Annotated in this window: 20 protein-coding genes and 1 pseudogene; 14 read left to right on the top strand and 7 right to left on the bottom strand. The window is 69.2% G+C overall.

Going from position 1 to position 17,380, the window contains the following annotated elements; translation table 11 throughout:
• Window positions 1–19 precede the first annotated feature (19 nt).
• The 3 genes from FLL47_RS23085 to FLL47_RS23095 all read right to left on the bottom strand — a co-directional run bounded on the left by FLL47_RS23085 (window position 20) and on the right by FLL47_RS23095 (window position 2,017).
• Window positions 20–202: a hypothetical protein gene (locus FLL47_RS23085; RefSeq protein ID WP_144122649.1), complete on the bottom strand. Its 183-nt coding sequence runs from the start codon at window positions 200–202 to the stop codon at window positions 20–22.
• 35 nt (window positions 203–237) lie between these two features.
• On the bottom strand, window positions 238–945 hold the full coding sequence (locus tag FLL47_RS23090; protein WP_144122650.1) for a VOC family protein: 708 nt from the start codon (window positions 943–945) through the stop codon (window positions 238–240).
• Window positions 946–1,111: 166 nt separating this feature from the next.
• Window positions 1,112–2,017: an alpha/beta hydrolase family protein gene (locus FLL47_RS23095; protein WP_144122651.1), complete on the bottom strand. Its 906-nt coding sequence runs from the start codon at window positions 2,015–2,017 to the stop codon at window positions 1,112–1,114.
• A gap of 253 nt (window positions 2,018–2,270) precedes the next feature.
• Here FLL47_RS23095 and FLL47_RS23100 point away from each other — a divergent pair, with 253 nt between their 5' ends.
• Together FLL47_RS23100 and FLL47_RS23105 are read left to right on the top strand one after the other, a co-directional pair.
• Window positions 2,271–2,867 carry a ClpP family protease gene (locus FLL47_RS23100; RefSeq protein ID WP_144122652.1) on the top strand — a complete coding sequence of 199 codons (597 nt, stop codon included), beginning with the start codon at window positions 2,271–2,273 and terminating at the stop codon, window positions 2,865–2,867.
• A gap of 4 nt (window positions 2,868–2,871) precedes the next feature.
• Window positions 2,872–3,495, top strand: coding sequence for an ATP-dependent Clp protease proteolytic subunit (locus FLL47_RS23105; RefSeq protein ID WP_144122653.1), 624 nt, complete (start codon window positions 2,872–2,874; stop codon window positions 3,493–3,495).
• Between the two features lie 134 nt (window positions 3,496–3,629).
• Here the strand turns inward: FLL47_RS23105 and FLL47_RS44160 are convergent.
• A pseudogene (locus FLL47_RS44160) lies at window positions 3,630–3,875 on the bottom strand (helix-turn-helix domain-containing protein); the annotation flags it as partial.
• A 45-nt stretch (window positions 3,876–3,920) separates the two neighbouring features.
• Window positions 3,921–4,055 carry a DUF2065 family protein gene (locus tag FLL47_RS23115; protein WP_144122655.1) on the bottom strand — a complete coding sequence of 45 codons (135 nt, stop codon included), beginning with the start codon at window positions 4,053–4,055 and terminating at the stop codon, window positions 3,921–3,923.
• Between the two features lie 97 nt (window positions 4,056–4,152).
• Between FLL47_RS23115 and FLL47_RS23120 the strand changes: the two genes are divergently transcribed.
• The gene (locus FLL47_RS23120) at window positions 4,153–4,479 is read left to right on the top strand and encodes a hypothetical protein (RefSeq protein WP_144122656.1); all 327 of its coding nucleotides are present in this window, start codon (window positions 4,153–4,155) and stop codon (window positions 4,477–4,479) included.
• A gap of 110 nt (window positions 4,480–4,589) precedes the next feature.
• Here FLL47_RS23120 and FLL47_RS23125 read toward each other — a convergent pair whose 3' ends face one another.
• The gene (locus FLL47_RS23125; protein WP_144122657.1) at window positions 4,590–5,249 is read right to left on the bottom strand and encodes an MSMEG_1061 family FMN-dependent PPOX-type flavoprotein; all 660 of its coding nucleotides are present in this window, start codon (window positions 5,247–5,249) and stop codon (window positions 4,590–4,592) included.
• A 174-nt stretch (window positions 5,250–5,423) separates the two neighbouring features.
• Entirely contained in the window at window positions 5,424–7,409 is a 1,986-nt protein-coding gene (locus tag FLL47_RS23130; protein ID WP_144122658.1) for a hypothetical protein, read from the bottom strand.
• Between FLL47_RS23130 and FLL47_RS43065 the strand changes: the two genes are divergently transcribed.
• The 11 genes from FLL47_RS43065 (at window position 7,408) to efeB (ending at window position 17,355) form a co-directional block, all read left to right on the top strand.
• Complete coding sequence (locus FLL47_RS43065) at window positions 7,408–7,902, top strand: helix-turn-helix domain-containing protein (RefSeq protein WP_186315862.1); 495 nt, start codon at window positions 7,408–7,410, stop codon at window positions 7,900–7,902. The two genes, FLL47_RS23130 and FLL47_RS43065, sit on opposite strands and share 2 nt — an antisense overlap.
• 163 nt (window positions 7,903–8,065) lie before the next feature.
• Window positions 8,066–8,968: a M56 family metallopeptidase gene (locus FLL47_RS23135; protein WP_144122659.1), complete on the top strand. Its 903-nt coding sequence runs from the start codon at window positions 8,066–8,068 to the stop codon at window positions 8,966–8,968.
• Window positions 8,969–9,158: 190 nt separating this feature from the next.
• Complete coding sequence (locus FLL47_RS23140; RefSeq protein ID WP_246158453.1) at window positions 9,159–10,151, top strand: FecCD family ABC transporter permease; 993 nt, start codon at window positions 9,159–9,161, stop codon at window positions 10,149–10,151.
• The gene (locus FLL47_RS23145; protein WP_144122661.1) at window positions 10,148–11,152 is read left to right on the top strand and encodes a FecCD family ABC transporter permease; all 1,005 of its coding nucleotides are present in this window, start codon (window positions 10,148–10,150) and stop codon (window positions 11,150–11,152) included. Before FLL47_RS23140 ends, FLL47_RS23145 begins: the two co-directional genes overlap by 4 nt.
• Window positions 11,149–11,919 (top strand): ABC transporter ATP-binding protein, encoded by a 771-nt coding sequence (locus tag FLL47_RS23150; protein ID WP_144122662.1) that lies wholly within the window; start codon window positions 11,149–11,151, stop codon window positions 11,917–11,919. The genes FLL47_RS23145 and FLL47_RS23150 overlap by 4 nt, the downstream gene beginning before the upstream one ends.
• Before the next feature lie 29 nt (window positions 11,920–11,948).
• Window positions 11,949–12,887 (top strand): ABC transporter substrate-binding protein, encoded by a 939-nt coding sequence (locus tag FLL47_RS23155; protein ID WP_144122663.1) that lies wholly within the window; start codon window positions 11,949–11,951, stop codon window positions 12,885–12,887.
• A gap of 151 nt (window positions 12,888–13,038) precedes the next feature.
• Window positions 13,039–13,443, top strand: a complete 405-nt coding sequence (locus tag FLL47_RS23160; RefSeq protein WP_144122664.1) for a BlaI/MecI/CopY family transcriptional regulator — start codon at window positions 13,039–13,041, stop codon at window positions 13,441–13,443.
• 73 nt (window positions 13,444–13,516) lie between these two features.
• Entirely contained in the window at window positions 13,517–13,804 is a 288-nt protein-coding gene (locus FLL47_RS23165; protein WP_144122665.1) for a hypothetical protein, read from the top strand.
• 191 nt (window positions 13,805–13,995) lie between these two features.
• Window positions 13,996–14,871, top strand: a complete 876-nt coding sequence (efeU, locus tag FLL47_RS23170) for an iron uptake transporter permease EfeU (protein ID WP_144122666.1) — start codon at window positions 13,996–13,998, stop codon at window positions 14,869–14,871.
• A gap of 17 nt (window positions 14,872–14,888) precedes the next feature.
• Window positions 14,889–16,016, top strand: coding sequence for an iron uptake system protein EfeO (gene efeO / locus FLL47_RS23175; RefSeq protein WP_144122667.1), 1,128 nt, complete (start codon window positions 14,889–14,891; stop codon window positions 16,014–16,016).
• 79 nt (window positions 16,017–16,095) lie between these two features.
• Complete coding sequence (gene efeB, locus FLL47_RS23180; RefSeq protein ID WP_144122668.1) at window positions 16,096–17,355, top strand: iron uptake transporter deferrochelatase/peroxidase subunit; 1,260 nt, start codon at window positions 16,096–16,098, stop codon at window positions 17,353–17,355.
• The last annotated feature ends 25 nt before the right edge of the window (window positions 17,356–17,380 follow it).

The following is a 17,380-nucleotide window of genomic DNA, read 5'->3' on the forward strand; positions in this document are numbered from 1 at the left end:
CGATGACCGACGGTCACCTCTATCGGCAGGCGTCGATTTCAACAGAAACTTCCGACGCGGGAATCAGCAAAATCACCAGTGTGGCCCACGCTTCCTTGTCGCAACCAACACGGCGGCAGGTTACGACCACCTGACCGAGCAGAATCACCAACTCGACACGCGACGCGTCCCGGCCGATCACCTCGACCGGGACAACGATCACGCCCTTCCAGGGCCCGGGTCACCCGAGTTGCCGGTTCACTCCTTCTTCGCAGCGGACACGTCGACGCATACGATTCCCTTGTTGCCGTCCTGGTCGGCGATCACGGTGAGCGAGGGCGCGTTGCTGTCATCGACGACGGTCCCGCCCGCGGCGAGGGCGGCGGCGATCCGTTGCTCGGCCACCTCTGGCGCCACGTAGACCTCGACGTGGAACCGCTGACGCGAGGTCTCGTGCTCATCGGCGTCCCCGAACCACAGGTTCGGCACCCGGCCCGTGGCGTCCCGGATCTCGTCACTGGGGGACCCGTGGCCCTGGGCCCCGGGGTTCCCGGTCAGCAGGGCGGCCCACACCGGGGCGATGGTCGCGGAGCGCGCCGTGTCGAGGCCGAGCTCGATCATGCTGACCGAGGCCGGGTCGGCGTCGACCTTGTGGTCGGCGGCGATCTCGGTGATCCGTCGCGCGAGGTCGATGTCCTGCTGGGTCACCCATTCGAGGACGTGTTCGGTGCCCTCGTCGTCGCGGTAGACGGCGTCGTCGGTGATCAGCTTGAGATCGACGTACCCGTTGCCGATCGACACGCGCGGGTGGTGGCCGAGCGCATCGCCCGCATCGCCCACCGCGGCGACGAACCGTACGCCGGTGCCGAAGTCCCCGACCAGGTAGCGGGCATGCAGTCCCTGGGCCAGCTTGCGCCAGTCGGCCAGGTTGGCCTCGGCGATCTTCTCGCCCTTCAGCATGTCCATAGACGGGGACCCTATCTCGGTTCAACCGTGGCGCTCGCGCCCATCGCGCCGCCCGTTTCGATCACCGGCAGCTCCGACCGGAAACCGGCAGTGCCCCCGGGCCGCGCCGGCCGAGCGGCAGACGACAGTTGGTGTCGGCGGCTGCTCGCCGGGAAGCGTCGCTGGTCTATGCCGTCGAGAGTGCTGGCAGTTGCCTGTCAAACCAGGCGAGCATGGTGCTGGTGTATCGAGGACTGATGTCCGCGAGGTCAGGGCCCCCGTTCAGGGTGGGTTGATGCCCGCAGCCGTGCAGTCGGCAGATCGTCAGATCGGGTTCGTCCCCGATGGCGTAAGCGTGACGCCATGCCGCGACGCTGTCGCCGATGGGCATCCACTCGTCGGTCTCGCCGTAGAACAGCAGCACGGGGCACTGCAACCCCGCGATCGCGGATGTCGGGTCGAAGTCCATGTCCGCCCAGGTGCCTGACCGTTCGGGTAGCTGCCGAGGAATGTAGGCCAACGGGAACCAGGGCCGCTCGGCGGCGTGGTCGACGACGGATTGCGCTGTGGCGCGAGGGATGTCGCCCCGCAGGAATTCCTCGACGGTGGTGCGGAGGTCGATCAGCTCGGCGATGGCAGCCGGGTCGAAGCCGTTCCGCCTCAGCTGTTCGGCTGTGCCGAAGCGCATCTGACGTGCTGGAGATACTCCGCATGATGACACCAGCACCAGGAACGCAATATCGTCTGGCTTGGTGTTCGCCGCTACGGTCGCGGCCCAGGCGCCCTGGCTGAACCCCCAGAGCCCTATCGGAACGTCCCCGATCTGCCGACGCAGCGCTTCGACTGCCGCGTACGCGTCGGCGGCCTGCACCGCCAACGGCACGTCGTCGCCGTCCTTCGCGGGCCGCCGGTCGTAACGCAGCACCCCGATCCCCGCGGCTGGGAGCTGGTCGGCAAGGTGCTCGTACAGAAAAAAGGAGCGTTGGCCGGCCTCGGCGCCATGCAACGCCACAACGGCGGCGCGTGCATGCCCCACGGGCAAGTCCAGTGAGGCGGGCAGGACGGCCCCCTCAGCTTCAACGACCAACTCCATTGATCGATTACATCACGGATCGAACGTGTCATTCACCGCCGCGATGCGCTCCAGCCGCGATCCGGTCGGCAGTCCGTACGACGATCGCCGACCGAGTAACCCCGGCCGTAACCATGCACCTGCGGAGCCACCTCGCAGGCGACCTGAGCCTGATCTGCCCTCGGCTAAGTCGCTGTCAGCAGATTGCCTTGGTATGCCGCGCCTCGGGCCTGATCGTGGACCGTGAACGACCCGAGGGAACAGGAGTGCACAAGTGAGCGTCACCACCACACTGGACGACGAGATCAGCAAGAGGCTGTTGCACGAGCGGATCATCGTGCTCGGATCCGACGTCGAGGACGAGATCGCCAACCGGATGTGCGCTCAGCTCCTGGCGCTGTCCGCCGAGGACCCGCGCCGCGACGTCGCGCTGTACCTGAACTCGCGGGGCGGTTCGGTGCTCGCGGGGCTGGCCGTGTACGACATGATGCAGCTCATCCCCAACGATGTGATCACCGTGGCGATGGGGCTGGCGGGCAGCATGGCGCAGTTCCTGCTGTGCGCCGGGACGCCGGGCAAGCGGTTCGCCCTGCCCAGTGCGCAGATACTCATGCACCAGGGTTCGGCGGGACTGGGCGGCACTGCGGCCGACGTCGAGATCTACGCCGGTCAGCTGGACCGGATCAGCACCATGATGAGTGCGTTGACCGCCGGGCACACCGGCCGGCCGGTGGCGACGATCGTCGAAGACGGGCAACGCGATCGCTGGTTCAGCGCGCAGGAGGCGTTGGACTACGGGATGGTCGATCACATCGTCGCGCACCTCGACGACATCCGCCCACGCGTGGTCAAGCAGCGGATGGGGGTGTAGGACCATGGGCCAGTACACGATTCCCACCGTCGTCGAGCGGACCTCGCGTGGCGAGCGGGCCTTCGACATCTACTCCCGGCTGCTGTCGGAGCGGATCGTCTTCCTCGGCACGGAGATCAACGACGACGTCGCCAACGTGATCATCGCGCAGCTGCTGTACCTGCAGTCCGAGAGCGCCGACCTGGACATCGAGTTCTACATCAATTCACGGGGCGGCTCCTACAGTGCGCTGACCGCGATCTACGACACGATGCAGTACGTCCGGCCTGACGTCGCCACCCTGTGCATCGGGCAGGCGTCCTCGGCCGCGGCCGTGCTGCTGGCGGCGGGGACGGCCGGCAAGCGGTCGGTGCTGCGGCACGCCAAGGTGGTGCTGCATCAGCCGTCCACCGAGGAGGGGTCCTTCGACGTGGCTCAGGGCACGCTGCCCGACCTGGCGATACGGGCGCGCGATGTGTCCCGCGTGCGGGCCGAGATGGACGACATACTCAGCCGCCACACGGGTCACCCCGCCACGAAGATCCGGCACGACCTCGATCGGCACAAGACGTTCAGCGCGGGCGAAGCCGTCGCGTACGGCTTGGCCGACCAGGTCATCAGCACCGTGAAGACGACACCGAAAGACTAGGCGGCCAGGGCGTAGGCGTCGCCGGCTCGCCGGGTCGGCGGCGCCGCCACCTCGAACCGCCCCGCGTCTGCCTGGCGGGCGGCAAGCACCGCGGCCGTGCCGCTGTCCGACGAGAGGTGAAAGGCGACGGAGACGAGCAGTTCTGCCAGCTCGATGCCCAATGCCGCGCACAACGCCGCGAGCACCTCGGAGGAGATCTCCTTGAGGCCGCGCTCGACCTCGGAAAGGTAGGGCATCGAGATCCGCGCCGCCAGCGAGACTTCGGCCAGCGTACGGCCCTGTTCGAGGCGCAGGCGCCGTAGTGCTTCGCCCAGCGCCGAGCGCAACAGCACCCGACGCGGAGTCGCCTGGGCGCGAGCCCGCTCCGCCGGATTCAACATGGGTCCTTTATAACCAGGCCGGCCACGACCTGACAGCCGAGTTCGCTACGGGCAGAGCGCGCAGCCAAGGTAGGCGAGCAGGGCGCCGACCCGGCGGCGCGTGCTGGGCTGGCGGCGAGCCAGAGCAGCAGCCATGCGGCGGTACGCCGTCGCGACGGCGTACCGGCGGAACGTGGTCATGTCTCTCCTGGTCGCACCGGCGCCGGGTGCGCCCCGCACCCGGCGCTGTTCTCAGCTGGTGACCTCGAAGTCACAGCCGGGAATTATGTTGACCGGCATGGACCGTTCACCCGTCCCCAGCGCAGACAATCCATTCCGTCACTGGATCGACGAAGAAGCCCCCAACGCCGGGGCGGCCTGCGCCCTCTACGACGCCACGCTTCTCGCGCTCAAAGCGGTGCCGGCCGGCACCGACCCGATCAGCGCAGCTGAGCCCATCCTGCGCGCGTTCATCAACGGGCTCGACGACCTCGACGGCGAAGAGTTCCTCATGGACACCATCCGCCGCGAAGAAGCAGGCGACGTGTTCGCCGACCTCGCCCGACAAGCCGGAGTGCCCGCTGAGATCTCCGACGAGTGGTTCGACGAATGGCGAGACTTCTGACCAGAACACCGCCACCAGCGTCGATCACGGCCAACAAACCCACTCAGGTTCCGATGGTGAAAACGACCCCACGGGCAACCGTAGTGATCACACCATCGCTGTGCGGCACGTCACTCGTACCGATACTTCAGCGAGTCCGCCTCCGCCTGCTCGATGTCAGCGATCGTCAGCTCAGGCATCCGCAGCTGGGCCAGCGTCACCTCAGCCGAGGTCGGCTGGGCGTCGGCCGGCAGCCACTGCTCCGGCTTCCAGGCACCGCTGCGCAGCAGCGCCTTGGGGCAGTGCGGGTAGACCTCCTCGATCCCCAGCACCAGCGCACTGGCCGGCGGCTTGCCCACGGCGGTCAGTTGCGACAACAGCTCGGGGCGAGTGGAGACGCAGGCCCGGCCGTTCACCCTGAGCGTCGTGGTGCGCCCCGGGATGATGAACAGCAGCCCGGCCCGCCCCGTCGCGATGACGTTCTGCAGGGTGTCCAGACGCTTGTTGCCAGTCGCGTCCGGTATCGCCACCGTCCGTGCGTCCAGGACGGCGACGAACCCGGCAGGTCCGCCGCGCGGGGTGACGTCACAGTTGCCCTCGGCGTCCACGCTGGCGACCAGGACCAGCGACGAGCAGTCGATCAACTGCCGGGTCTGGTCGGTGAGTTCGGTCATCTGCTTGCGCACGGCCGCGTCGCTGGGCAGTTCGTAGGCCAGGCGCAGCGTCTCCTGGTCGGGCACGGCGTCGAGGCACAGCGAGTCGAAGGCACTGGCGGCAACGGCTGGCGTCATGCCGCCGACCCTAATGGACCGACCTGGCTGACGACCAGACCGCTTACCCGCCGGAACCTCGGCGCAGATTGCGGCGCAGTGGTGTCGAAACTCGTGGACACGACGATCACCAGGCACTGTACGACGGCGCCAACCTCGCTCGTGCGGCTCTCGGCCACCGGGCCTTTCGGATACTCAGTCGATGACCGGGCCGAAGGCCAGGCTGCGGGTGCCGTCGCCACGCACGAGTCGCATCGTGCAGTAGCGCTGCTCGACTCCCGCGTGGCGCAGACGCACGTTGACCTGGCCGGCTGACTGGTGAACCACGTCGATCGGCGTTTCCGTGCCGTCGCACAGAGCAGTCGCCGTGAACGGGCCGCTCGGAAACGATCCGTAGAGTTCGAAGAATCTGTAGTCGATGCCGCCGATCGGCGTGACGCCGCGGTCTGCGGCGGCGAGGATTCGGGCGGAAGGGTTCGTCGCCATCTCGGTGGCCTGTGCCTGCAGTTCCCGCCGCAGGATGTCCATCACGGCTCGCGCGCCGCCAGTCGCGTGCAGCAGCCCGTACGGCCGGACACGGTCACCAGAGTTCGTATCGAACGCCTCCCAGAGGATCGCGATAGGCAGCCCCACCCGTTGGACGGCCTTGGCCGTCTCCACAGTCCGGAAGCCGTCGACACCATCGATCGCGTGGCGCGGGAAACCGACCTCGCCGACAGCCAACTGCGCCCCGGGCGAGCTGGTGCCCAACCAGTCGCGGATCTCGCGTAGATCCTGTTCCATCCGGCCACGGTTCTGGCTGTCATATGCGGAGTAGAGCACGTAGCCGGGGCGAACTGACGGCACGACGTCCTTCAACACCGACCGCAGGACCGTCCCGCCGACATCATAGATGTTTGTCAGCGTGTTCATGTTGAACTCGACGCCGTCCGAGACCGTGACACCTCCATACCCGGCGTCGCGGGCAAGTCGCTGTCCTGCCGAGATTCCGTCGCGACGAACCTTGAACCACTCGGTAATCGCCGCGATCGCGCGGTCGCGCGAAGGAATATCGCCGCAGGAGGTGCGGAAACCCGGCTTGGTCCAGTAATCGTAGAACGATCCGCAGTAGGCCTGGTTGTCGGCCTCCCAGGACGCGATGACGAACGTTTTCCCGGTGTCGTTCTGCGTTTCATACAACGCGTACGCCAAGTCGCGGTATTCGCGGAAGACCGCGTCACGGTTGCTTGGGTTCTGCCAGAACACCGGATCGACGTAGTCGGCCGATTGCCCCGACGACCCCGATGACGCGGAATCGTAGGCTGTCAACACGATCTTGCGCACAGAGGCGGGAGACATCACCGTTTGGTATTCAGGTCTACTGATCGCACAGGGAAGGAAGGCCGTGGTCGGCGGGCATGCGGCGTTCAGGCTGTCCAGATCGAAGTTGTAGTAGTTGTCGATCGGGTCGCCGCTGCGCACGCGGGGCGTGATGACAAGCCGGGCGGTGTCGAAGCCGGCAGAGTCGAGGAAGGCTTGCCCACGTACGAGCGACCCTGCCGGATGCGGGGGCACTCCGCCGTAGAAGTAGCCGCCGAACCCCGGCAAAGCCGCGTCGGTGGCGGCAGGAGCCGAGCCGAAGACCGGGCTGGCCAGTCCGGTGCCGGGTTGACGCAGCACGAATGTGCATGCGCCGGCCGGGCCGGCATCCGGCAATGAGACGTTGATCTGGCCGAACGATGCGAACTCCACCCGTCCTCCGGCGTAGCGGCCTCCACACACCACCCGTGCTTGCAGGCTCGGCGCGTGGGCGAAGGAGCCGTACAACTCCACGAACCGCCGGCCGCCGGTGACGCCCCGGTCGGCCATGCCATTGATCTGAATCGGGATGGGGCCGGTCACGACCGAACGCGCACCGCTGTTCGACCCGTCGCTCAGACGCTCCAGGAAAAAGGTGCAGGTCGAGCCCGCAGGCATCGCTTCGACGTTAACGTTGATCTGCGTACGAAGCGGCGGTGCCATCATCTCCGCCGGCATGACCTTCCCGTTGCAGGTCACGACAGGTCGGACGTTGGCGTTGGCGGGGAAGTCGCCATAGAGTTCGAACGCGTGCGCGCCGCCATTGGCCTCGCGTTCGTTGATTCCGGACAGGACAAGATCGGGCCCCGCAGTGGTCGCTGTGACGCAGAATGTGTTGACCATGAAAAGTACCACTGCGGCACCAAACACTCTGCGCGGCACGGTCGCACCTCTTTACCCGATAACGATCGTCGTCTCTTATCAGGTTAACTTGTCCGTCAGCCGAAAATCGTCGATCCTCGCTCGTGGATATAGCACTGCCAACAATATCGGCGAACTCCGCAACCTTTCGGATATCGCCGCCCGGCTGGCCACCATCAAAGATGGTCGCCGGAAATCGCATCGGAGAGCAGCGACCTGGAACCTGACCGAATGCTATTTTCGAAGCAATGCTGCTCGGCTACGCGTGCAAAAACGTCCACGCCACGATCCCGCTGATGCTTCCCACTCAAGGATGTCACCGCCGAGCGACCGTTCGACGCCTGGCGTATCGTCGCCGCCGGAGATCGCGGCTCGGCTCGTGGTCGGCATGGAGACGGCGATTGCCCACGTCAGCCGCATCCCGGGCAAGTCGGGGTTGCGCGACCGAACCCAGGCCGTGGTGGTTGGCCTATGAATCGGGCCTGGGCGTGCCCGGTCGGTCGCCGCGCGCCGACCGTTGAGGGCCGGTAGCGCCACCGTCCCGGTCACCGCCCTGTCCGGGTGACGATCGGGCAGCCGCGGGCGGCCGAGGACGTTCATGGCAGACTTCACCAGGCAGACCCGGCCGGAGGTGAGAGATGTTCGACCATTTCGTGTGGTCCGTGCTCATCGTTCCCGTGCTGGTCAGCATCGCGGTGCGGCTGCTGGCCGACCGCTTGCCGCCCGGCCGCGCGGCCCGCGCCGTAGCCTGGTCGGCTGCTGCGACGGCCGCCGCGTGCATCGCCAACCTCCTGGTGTTCACTCTCAAAGCCGTCGCTCAGGTGCCCGCCGTGGCGAGCTGGTTCGGCTGGTCGGCCCGCACGGTTTACGACGACACCGCCTATGTGGCCTGGGTGCCGGTCCTCAGCGCCGTACTGCTGCTCGCTTCGGTCACCGCCGTGTCGGTCAGAACCCGGCGGCACCTGCGCACCCTCGCCGAGGCACGTCGCTACATCGACGGCGCGGCCTCCGTGCTGGTGCTGCCCGACGACCGGCCCCAGGCGTTCGCGGTGCCCGGACGTCCCGGCCGCATCGTCATCACCACCGGCATGCGTGAGCACCTCAGCAGCGCCCACCTCGACGCGGTCATCGCGCACGAGCGCGCCCACCTCGACGCCGGCCATCACCGCCTGGTCGCCCTCGCCGATGTCGCCGCCGCGGCACACCCCGCACTGTGGTGGGTTTCACGCCATGTCGGCTACCTCGTCGAACGGGCCGCTGACGAGTATGCCGCCGAGGCCGTCGGCGACCGCCGCACCGTCGCCCACGCCATCGGGCACGCCTCGCTGGCCGCGCCCGCCGCGGTCGGGCTGGGACTGCACGCCGCCGGCCGCGGCGGCGTCGTCCCGCGCCGGGTGGCGAGCCTGCTCCACCCGTCCAAGCCCGGTGCGTCGGGCTGGCGTGCCGTTCCCGTGCTGCTCGCGGCGTCGTCGCTGGTCTGGACCGTCGAAGCGGCTTACGACCTGGTCGAGTTGCTCGTCAAGGCCAGCTCCGCGGCATGAGTTCAGCCTGCCGCTTGCGGTCGGACCGCTACATGTGGCGCGGCTAGGGCGTTTCGACGGGCCCGCTGTGCGGCCGAGCGCAGGTCGGTGACCGAAATTGTTGAGGGCTGCATCACCTCAGGTCGACATCTAAGGCCTGCCTTACCTAAGCTCCCGGATCGTCGGTAACAAGGGGGCGACGATGCGGGGCATGGCGAAACGGGGCGGCTACGTCCTGCTAGCCGTACTCATTCTGCTGGCAGCAGTAGCCACCAGCCTCACCATCGGCAGCCGCCACATCCCGCTCGCCGAAGCCGTCGACGCGCTGCTGCACCCGTCGACCAGCGAAGCCGCGCTCATCGTCCGCGAACTGCGGGTGCCGCGCACCCTCATCGGCATCGAGGTCGGCGCAGCCCTGGCCATCGCCGGTGTGATCATGCAGGCGCTGACCCGCAACCCCCTCGCCGAAGCACGCGTGCTGGGCATCTCCGCAGGCGCAGCCACCGGCGTCGTCGCCGCGATCGCCCTGTTCGGCATAACGAGCCTGGCCGGCTGGATCTGGTTCGGCCTGACCGGCGCCGCACTCGCCGGCGCCCTGGTGTTCTTCGTCGCCGCCCGCACCCGCGACGGGTCCGGGCCGGTCAGCCTGGCCCTGTCCGGTGCGGCGATCGACGCCGGCCTCGGCGCGCTGATCTACGGCATCCTCAGCATCGACGCCGCCACCTTCGAGCAGTACCGGTTCTGGGTCGTCGGGTCCATCGCCGGACGCACCCCGGCCATGGCCTCGCAGATGGCCCCGTTCCTGGCGATCGGACTGCTGCTCGCCGCGGTCGTCGCGCGCGGACTGGACGCGCTGGCGCTCGGCGACGACGTCGCCCGCGGGCTCGGCCACCGCATAGCCCGGGTCCGCCTGCTCGCCGCGATCGCCGCGATCGTGCTCACCGGAGCCGCCGTCGCGCTCGCCGGGCCGATCGCCTTCGTCGGCCTCGCCGTCCCGCACGCCGCCCGCGCCATGGTCGGCACCGCACACCGCTGGGTACTGCCGCTGTCGGCGCTGCTGGGCTCCGCCCTGCTGCTGTTCGCCGACGTACTCGGCCGGGTCGTCACGCCGCCCGGTGAGGTCGCCGCAGGTGTGGTCACCGCGCTGGTGGGCGCGCCCGTGCTGCTGTGGCTGGTCCGCCGCGCCCGGGTGGTGACCGCATGATCGTCACGGCCGGCCCGGCGAGTTTCGTACTCCCCCGCCGCACCCTGCTCGTCACCCTCGCGCTCGGCGCGCTGCTGATCGTGGTGATGGTGGCCGCCGTCGGCATCGGCACCCGCACCATCGCGCCGCTCGACGTCGTCCGCGCCCTGCTCACCGGCGGCACCGAGCACGACCTCGTCGTGCGCGAGCTGCGCCTGCCACGCGTCGTGCTCGGCGCGGTGTGCGGGGTCGCGTTCGGCCTCGGTGGGGCTCTGATCCAGTCCGTTGCCCGCAACCCGCTGTCCAGCCCCGACGTCATCGGAGTCACCCAGGGCGCCGGCCTGGCCGCCACGATCGCGCTGACCTCCGGCACCGCGTACGCCCTCGTCGCACCGAGCGCGATGCTCGGCGGCCTGCTCGCCGCACTGGCCGTGTTCGCGTTCGGTGCCCGTACCGGCTTCACCGCCAACCGGTTCGTGCTGGCCGGCGTCGCAATCGCGTTCGCGCTGCGGGCCTGCATCGAGGTCGTGATGAGCTCCGCCGAGAGCATCGACGCGCTGCGCGCCCAGATCTGGCTCATCGGCTCGCTGGGCGGCCGCGGCTACGAAGAAGCCGGCGCCCTTGGCCTGGTGCTGCTGATAGCGCTACCCGCCCTGCTCTGGGCGGCTCGGGCGCTGCGCACCAGCGCCCTGGACGACGACACCGCCCGTGCGCTCGGTGTACGCCCCGCAGCCCGCCGCCTGGGCGCCGGCGCACTCGGAGTGGTACTCGCTGCAGCCGCCACCGCACAGGTCGGCGCGGTCGACTTCGTGGCCCTCGTCGCACCGCAGATGGCCCGGCGGCTGTGCCGGACCGAACGCCCGCCGCTGGCCGCCTCCGCGCTGGCCGGAGCAGTACTGGTGGTGCTGGCCGACCTGGCCGCCCGGACCCTGCTTGCCCCGACGCAGCTGCCCGTCGGTGTGCTGACCGCCGGCATCGGCGGCCCCTACCTGGTCTATCTGCTCGTCCGGAGGCGTCGATGAGACTTGAGGGCAAAGACCTGGTCGTCGGCTACGACGACCGCACCGTCATCGACGGCCTGTCCGTGCAGATCCCCCACGGCCGACTCACCGTCATCATCGGGCCGAACGCCTGCGGCAAGTCGACATTGCTGCGCACCCTCGGCCGGCTGCTCAGGCCCCGCGGCGGCAGCGTGCTGCTCGACGGCGAACTCCTGCACGACCTGCCTCCGCGCCAGGTCGCCCAGCGCCTGGGCGTGCTGCCGCAGTCGCCGCTGGTGCCCGAAGGAGTCACCGTCGCCGACCTGGTCGCCCGCGGCCGCCAGCCGCACCAGCGCTGGTGGCAGCAATGGAGCCCCGGCGACCAGGACGCCGTCGCGGCCGCGCTCGCCGACGCCGACATCACCGAGCTGGCCGGCCGGCCGGTGGAGGCGCTGTCGGGCGGGCAACGCCAGCGGGTCTGGATCGCGATGGCGCTGGCCCAGCAGACCGAAGCGCTGCTGCTGGACGAGCCGACCACCTTCCTCGACCTGGCGCACCAGGTCGAGGTCCTGCGGCTGCTGGAGCGGCTGCGTGACGGCGGGCGCACCGTCGTGGCGGTGCTGCACGAGCTCAACCAGGCCGCCCGGCACGCCGATCACATGATCGCGATGAAGGACGGCCGCATCGTCGCCACCGGATCGCCGCGTGAGGTCGTCACCGAGCAGCTGATGACCGACGTCTTCGGGCTGAGCTGTGCCGTCGTCGCCTGCCCGCTGACCGGTGTGCCGCTGGTCATCCCGAGACCCTGAACTCGTACAACCAGAAAGGAAGTGACGCTGTGAACAAGCGTCTTCTGCTCACGGCCGCCGTCGCGGCCGGGCTGGCCCTGGCCGGATGCGGCACCAGCGCCGACAACGGCGACAACGGCACGGCGGCCACGGTCGAGATCGCCCACGCGATGGGCACCACCAAGGTCCCGGCCGCGCCGCAGCGTGTGGTCGTGCTCGACACCGACAAGGTCGACACTGCCCTGACGCTGGGCGTCAAGCCGGTCGGTGCCGCCCGTGCCGGCGAGCTCACCGGCTGGCCGACGTACTTCGGCGCCGGCACGACCGACGGCATCACCGAGGTCGGCGTGCTCACCGAGCCGGACCTGGAGGCCATCGCCGGACTCAAGCCCGACCTCATCCTGGGCAGCAAGTTCCGGCAGGAGAAGTTCTACGCCGAGCTGTCGAAGATCGCCCCGACGGTGTTCACCGAGAACGTCGGCAAGACCTGGAAGGCGAACTTCCTGCTCGACGGCAAGGCGTTGGGCAAGGAGCAGCAGGCCAAGGACCTGCTGGCCACGTACGAGAAGCGAGCCGACGAGGTCGGCGCGGCGATCCCGGACGCCGCCGCGCGCAAGGTCTCGCTGGTGCGGTTCATGCCGGACCACATCCGCGTCTACGGCCCGGAGTCGTTCGCGGGCATCGTCCTCGGTGACGCCGGCCTCGGCCGCCCCGAGCGGCAGCTGCTGGCCGACAAGGACGACAAGCGGTTCGACAAGGTCAGCGCCGAGCGGGTGACCGAGGTCGACGGCGACTTCGTCTTCGTTGCCGCGTACGGCGAGAAGGCGGCAGCCGAGCAGCAGAAGATCACCGCCGGGCCGCTGTGGGCCACGCTGGGCGCGGTCAAGGCCGGAAAGACTCAGGTCGTCGCCGACGAGACCTGGATGACCGGCATCGGCGTCACCGCCGCCAACAAGATCCTCGACGACCTGGCCAAGTACCTCGGCTAGTCGCTTCGCGTCCGGGCCGGACCTGCTTTCGTGCAGGTCCGGCCTGGATGGACCGGCGTCAGTCGTCCTCGGCGAACGACAGCCGCTTCGCGCAGCCGCCCGCCACGGGCGGTGGCAGCCACCACCGGTTGCAGCGATAGAGTCGGTGCTGATGAGCCCTACCCAGCCAGCTGCCGGCCCAGAGTCCGCTGACCCTGGCCGCCGCCGGTCCGGGCAGCTGGAGTCTCAGATCATCACCGTGCTGACCGAAGCCGGCCTGGCCCTGACCCCCGGCCAGGTCCGCGACCGGCTGGCCGTGCAGGCCGACCTGTCCTACAGCACCGTCGTCACGATCCTCACCCGCCTGCACACCAAGGGTGCGGTCATCCGCGAACGCCACGGGCGGGCCTATCACTACGCCGCGGTCCGCGACGCCGCCGGCCTGGTCGCCGACCGTATGAATCGGCTGCTGGCCGCCGAGCGCGACCGCATCTCCGTACTGCGGCGATTCGTCGGCAGCCTCAACGCCGAGGACGAGCAGATTCTGCGCTCGCTGCTGCACGACGAACTGGAATAGCCCAGCAGCAGCACGGACTCCCACGCCGGTGGATTGAGGGGAAGCCTCGGTTAACTTCTACAGTCTGTAGAAGTTGAGCGACAGAAAGACCCGCCTGGTCACGGTCGATGCGAACTCGACCGCCGAGGATCCGGTCCGGCAAGGCCCGCTTGCCCTTGACGCTGAGCAGGCCGACTTCGACGAGTTCGTCCAGCGGGCGCTGGCGATGCTGCGACTGCAGCACGGACGCCGCGCAGCCGGGCACCACTCCCCCGCGGAGGCAGCCCGGCCGGCTTTCGACCAGGAGATCACCCACGCGCTGGCGGTCTGGCTTCACCAGCTGCCCGCCCAGCGAGCGGCCCCGCGTCGGCCCTCGGCTTGACTTCTACAACCTGTAGAAGCCACTATGCGTAGGCAACCCTAATTTAGGAGAGCCTCACCTACAGCTAGCCCTCTTTCGCACCGGCTTGATCCGCATCTCGCGGATGGGCCCGCCGACCGACGAACAGCCACAGCGGCCGACCTCATGGTCAGGACGCTCACAGCCAGCAGCAACCGACAAGGCGTACCCCCATGTCCAACGTGTTTCTTCCGACCTTCCTGATCGGGCTCCGTGAAGGCCTCGAGGCCACCCTGGTGGTGACGATCCTGCTGGCATTCCTGGTCAAGACCGGACGCCGCAACCGGATCGGTCACGTGTGGGCCGGCGTCGGGGCGGCAGTAGCGTTGTCGGTCGGCTTCGCCGCGGTGCTGCAGTTCACGACAGCGCACCTGCCCACCCAGCGCCAGGAGCTGTTCGACGCGCTCACCTCGATCCTCGCCGTCGTGTTCGTCACTTGGATGATCTTCTGGATGCGGCGTGCCGCGAGGTCCATCTCCGGACAGCTGCGGGCAAAACTCGACGCTGCCATCTCCCTGGGCCCGATCGCCGTCGTCGTCACCGCGTTCCTGGCGGTGGCCCGCGAAGGTCTGGAGACGGCGCTGATCTTCTTCGCCACCGTGCAAGGCGGCACCTCGTCCTGGTCGGTCATCGCGATCGTGACGGGTATCGCCACCTCGGCCCTGCTCGGTGTCCTGATGTACCGCCGCGCCGTACGGATCGACCTGACCCGCTTCTTCACCTGGACCGGCGTGCTGCTGATCGTGGTCGCCGCGGGCATCCTCAAATACGGCGTGCACGACCTGCTGGAGGCCGGCGTGCTGCCCGGCCTGAACACCCTGGCGTTCGACATCTCCGGCGCGCTGCCGCCCACCAGCTGGTACGCCGAGCTGCTGCGCGGGACGTTCAACTTCACGCCCGCACCGACGGTGCTGGAGACCGTCGCCTGGGTGGCCTATGCCGTCCCGGTACTCGTGCTGTTCCTGATGCCCGCCCGCACCACGGCCCCGCCCGCCACCGCTCCCACCCCGACTCCGGCGCCAACGAAGGAAGCCGGTAACCCCGTATGACGATCAGGAGTATCCCCATGCGCAAGCTCACCGTGCTGGCCGCAGCGGCCGCGCTCGGTCTCGGCCTGGCCGGTTGCACCACCGACCCGCAGCCGGCCGCCCCCGGCGACGCCACCGGCCCGGTCACGGTCAAGTCGACCGATACCGCCTGCGAGGTCGCCCGTGCTGAGACCGCGGCCGGCACCGTCACCTTCACCGTCAGCAACAGCGGCGCGAAGGTCACCGAGTTCTACTTGTACGCCGCGGGCGACCGGGTGATGGGTGAGGTCGAGAACATCGCGCCGGGCCTGACCCGGGAGCTGAAGGTCGAGCTGACCGCCGGTACGTACGAGACCGCCTGCAAGCCGGGCATGATCGGCAAGGGCATCCGGGGCGCGTTCAAGGTGACCGGCTCGGCCGCGCCGCTGACCGCCGACGCCAAGCTGGCCGAGGCCACCGCCAGCTACCAGCGCTACATCCGCAGCCAGACCGCGGCGCTGCTGCCCAAGACCGAGGAGTTCGTCGCCGCGGTCAAGGCCGGTGATGCGGAGAAGGCCAAGGCACTGTTCCCGATCGCGCGCACCTACTGGGAGCGCATCGAGCCGGTGGCAGAGATCTTCGGCGACCTGGACCCGAAGATCGACGGCCGGGCCGAGGTGATCGAGGAGGGCATGCCCTTCACCGGTTTCCACCGCCTCGAGCAGGACCTGTGGGAGAAGAAGGACATCAGCAAGTCCGGGCCGATCGCCGACCAGCTCCTGGTGGACGTGAAGGAGATCGTGGCCAAGGCCAACGCGGAGAAGCTGTCGCCGCTGCAGCTGGCCAACGGCGCGAAGGAGCTGCTGGACGAGGTCGCCAGCGGCAAGATCACCGGCGAGGAGGACCGCTACTCGCACACCGACCTGTGGGACTTCGCCGCCAACGTCGAGGGCTCCAAGGCCTCGGTGCAGGCGCTGCGCCCGACCCTGGAGGAGCGTGCGCCGGAGCTGGTCACCGCGCTGGACACCGCGTTCGCCAACGTGGAGACGGCGCTGGGCAAGCACCGCGCCGGTGACGGCTGGAAGCTGCACAACCAGCTCACCCAGGCAGAGCTGAAGGAGCTCAGCGACGTCATCAACGCCCTCGCCGAGCCGATCAGCAAGGTCGCCGCGGTCGTCGCCAAGTAGTCGCCCGCCGGTCCGCCGCGCCGCCCCACGGGGCCGGCCGCGGCGGACCGGCGTCGGATCCGCAGAAGAGGTGGAGCAGATGATTTCGCGACGGGTGGCCCTGACCGCGGCCGGGGTCGGTATCGCAGGTGTGGCGGGTGCGGCCGCCGTGGCAACGGCGATGATGGACAACGAGCGGTCGCCTGCGTCGGCGTCGCCGGGCGACGCGGTGGCGTTCTACGGTGAGCACCAGGCGGGCATCGTCACGCCTGCGCAGGACCGGCTGCACTTCGCGGCGTTCGACGTGATCACGAAGGATCGCGCGAAGCTGGTCGAGATGCTGCGGGAGTGGACCGCGGCCGCGGCGCGGATGACGCAGGGCCGGGACGCGGGCCTGCTCGGCGCGGTCGGCGGCCAGGCCGAGGCACCGCCGGACGACACCGGCGAGGCGCTCGGGCTGCCCGCCTCCGGGCTGACCCTGACCGTCGGGTTCGGTCGCAGCCTGTTCCGCGACGCCGCGGGCACCGACCGGTTCGGCATCGGCGAAAGTCTGCCGGCCGCGCTGGAGGCGCTGCCGCATTTCCCGGGCGACGCGCTGCGGCCCGAGATCAGCGACGGCGACCTGTGCGTGCAGGCCTGCGCCAACGACCCCCAGGTGGCGGTGCACGCGATCCGCAACCTGGCCCGCATCGGCTTCGGCACGGTGTCCATCCGCTACTCCCAGCTCGGCTTCGGGCGCACCTCCAGCACGTCACGGGAGCAGGCCACGGCCCGCAACCTGATGGGCTTCAAGGACGGCACCCGCAATATGAAGCTCGAAGACACCGGCCTGCTGCGCGAGCAGCTGTGGGCGCGCGCAGAGGACGGCGCGGCCTGGATGGCGGGCGGCAGCTACCTGGTCAGCCGCCGCATCCGGATGACCGTCGAGACCTGGGACCGCACCTCGCTCACCGAGCAGGAGGCGATCTTCGGCCGGGACAAGGGCGAGGGCGCACCCCTGGGGCGAGCCAAGGAGTTCGACGAGCCGGACTTCGAGGCCAAGGGCGCCGACGGCGAGCCCGTCATCGCCAAGCAGGCCCACATCCGGCTGGCCCACCCCGACTTCAACAGCGGGGCGCACCTGCTGCGCCGGGGCTACAACTTCGTCGACGGCACCGACGGACTGGGCCGCCTGGACGCGGGGCTGTTCTTCATCGCCTACCAGCGCGACCCGCGCAAGCAGTTCGTGCCGGTCCAGCGCAGCCTGGCCCGCGCCGACATCCTCAACGAATACATCCGGCACGTCTCCAGCGGCCTGTGGGCCTGCCCGCCCGGCGTCACGGACGAGTCCGACCACTGGGGCCGCGCCTTGTTCGCCTGAACACGCCTGGCCCGACTGTGGCTGG

Source organism: Catellatospora sichuanensis (assembly GCF_007483665.1).
GTDB classification, from domain to species: Bacteria; Actinomycetota; Actinomycetes; order Mycobacteriales; family Micromonosporaceae; genus Catellatospora; species Catellatospora sichuanensis.

Bases quoted from the DNA above. Each gene is read 5' to 3' on its own strand.
- FLL47_RS23090 (WP_144122650.1), bottom strand. From the start codon at position 945: ATGGACATGCTGAAGGGCGAGAAGATCGCCGAGGCCAACCTGGCCGAC.
- FLL47_RS23095 (WP_144122651.1), bottom strand. From the start codon at position 2,017: ATGGAGTTGGTCGTTGAAGCTGAGGGGGCCGTCCTGCCCGCCTCACTG.
- FLL47_RS23105 (WP_144122653.1), top strand. From the start codon at position 2,872: ATGGGCCAGTACACGATTCCCACCGTCGTCGAGCGGACCTCGCGTGGC.
- FLL47_RS23115 (WP_144122655.1), bottom strand. From the start codon at position 4,055: ATGACCACGTTCCGCCGGTACGCCGTCGCGACGGCGTACCGCCGCATG.
- FLL47_RS23120 (WP_144122656.1), top strand. From the start codon at position 4,153: ATGGACCGTTCACCCGTCCCCAGCGCAGACAATCCATTCCGTCACTGG.
- FLL47_RS23125 (WP_144122657.1), bottom strand. From the start codon at position 5,249: ATGACGCCAGCCGTTGCCGCCAGTGCCTTCGACTCGCTGTGCCTCGAC.
- FLL47_RS43065 (WP_186315862.1), top strand. From the start codon at position 7,408: ATGAAAAGTACCACTGCGGCACCAAACACTCTGCGCGGCACGGTCGCA.
- FLL47_RS23130 (WP_144122658.1), bottom strand. From the start codon at position 7,409: ATGGTCAACACATTCTGCGTCACAGCGACCACTGCGGGGCCCGATCTT.
- FLL47_RS23135 (WP_144122659.1), top strand. From the start codon at position 8,066: ATGTTCGACCATTTCGTGTGGTCCGTGCTCATCGTTCCCGTGCTGGTC.
- FLL47_RS23140 (WP_246158453.1), top strand. From the start codon at position 9,159: ATGGCGAAACGGGGCGGCTACGTCCTGCTAGCCGTACTCATTCTGCTG.
- FLL47_RS23145 (WP_144122661.1), top strand. From the start codon at position 10,148: ATGATCGTCACGGCCGGCCCGGCGAGTTTCGTACTCCCCCGCCGCACC.
- FLL47_RS23150 (WP_144122662.1), top strand. From the start codon at position 11,149: ATGAGACTTGAGGGCAAAGACCTGGTCGTCGGCTACGACGACCGCACC.
- FLL47_RS23160 (WP_144122664.1), top strand. From the start codon at position 13,039: ATGAGCCCTACCCAGCCAGCTGCCGGCCCAGAGTCCGCTGACCCTGGC.
- efeU (WP_144122666.1), top strand. From the start codon at position 13,996: ATGTCCAACGTGTTTCTTCCGACCTTCCTGATCGGGCTCCGTGAAGGC.
- efeO (WP_144122667.1), top strand. From the start codon at position 14,889: ATGCGCAAGCTCACCGTGCTGGCCGCAGCGGCCGCGCTCGGTCTCGGC.
- efeB (WP_144122668.1), top strand. From the start codon at position 16,096: ATGATTTCGCGACGGGTGGCCCTGACCGCGGCCGGGGTCGGTATCGCA.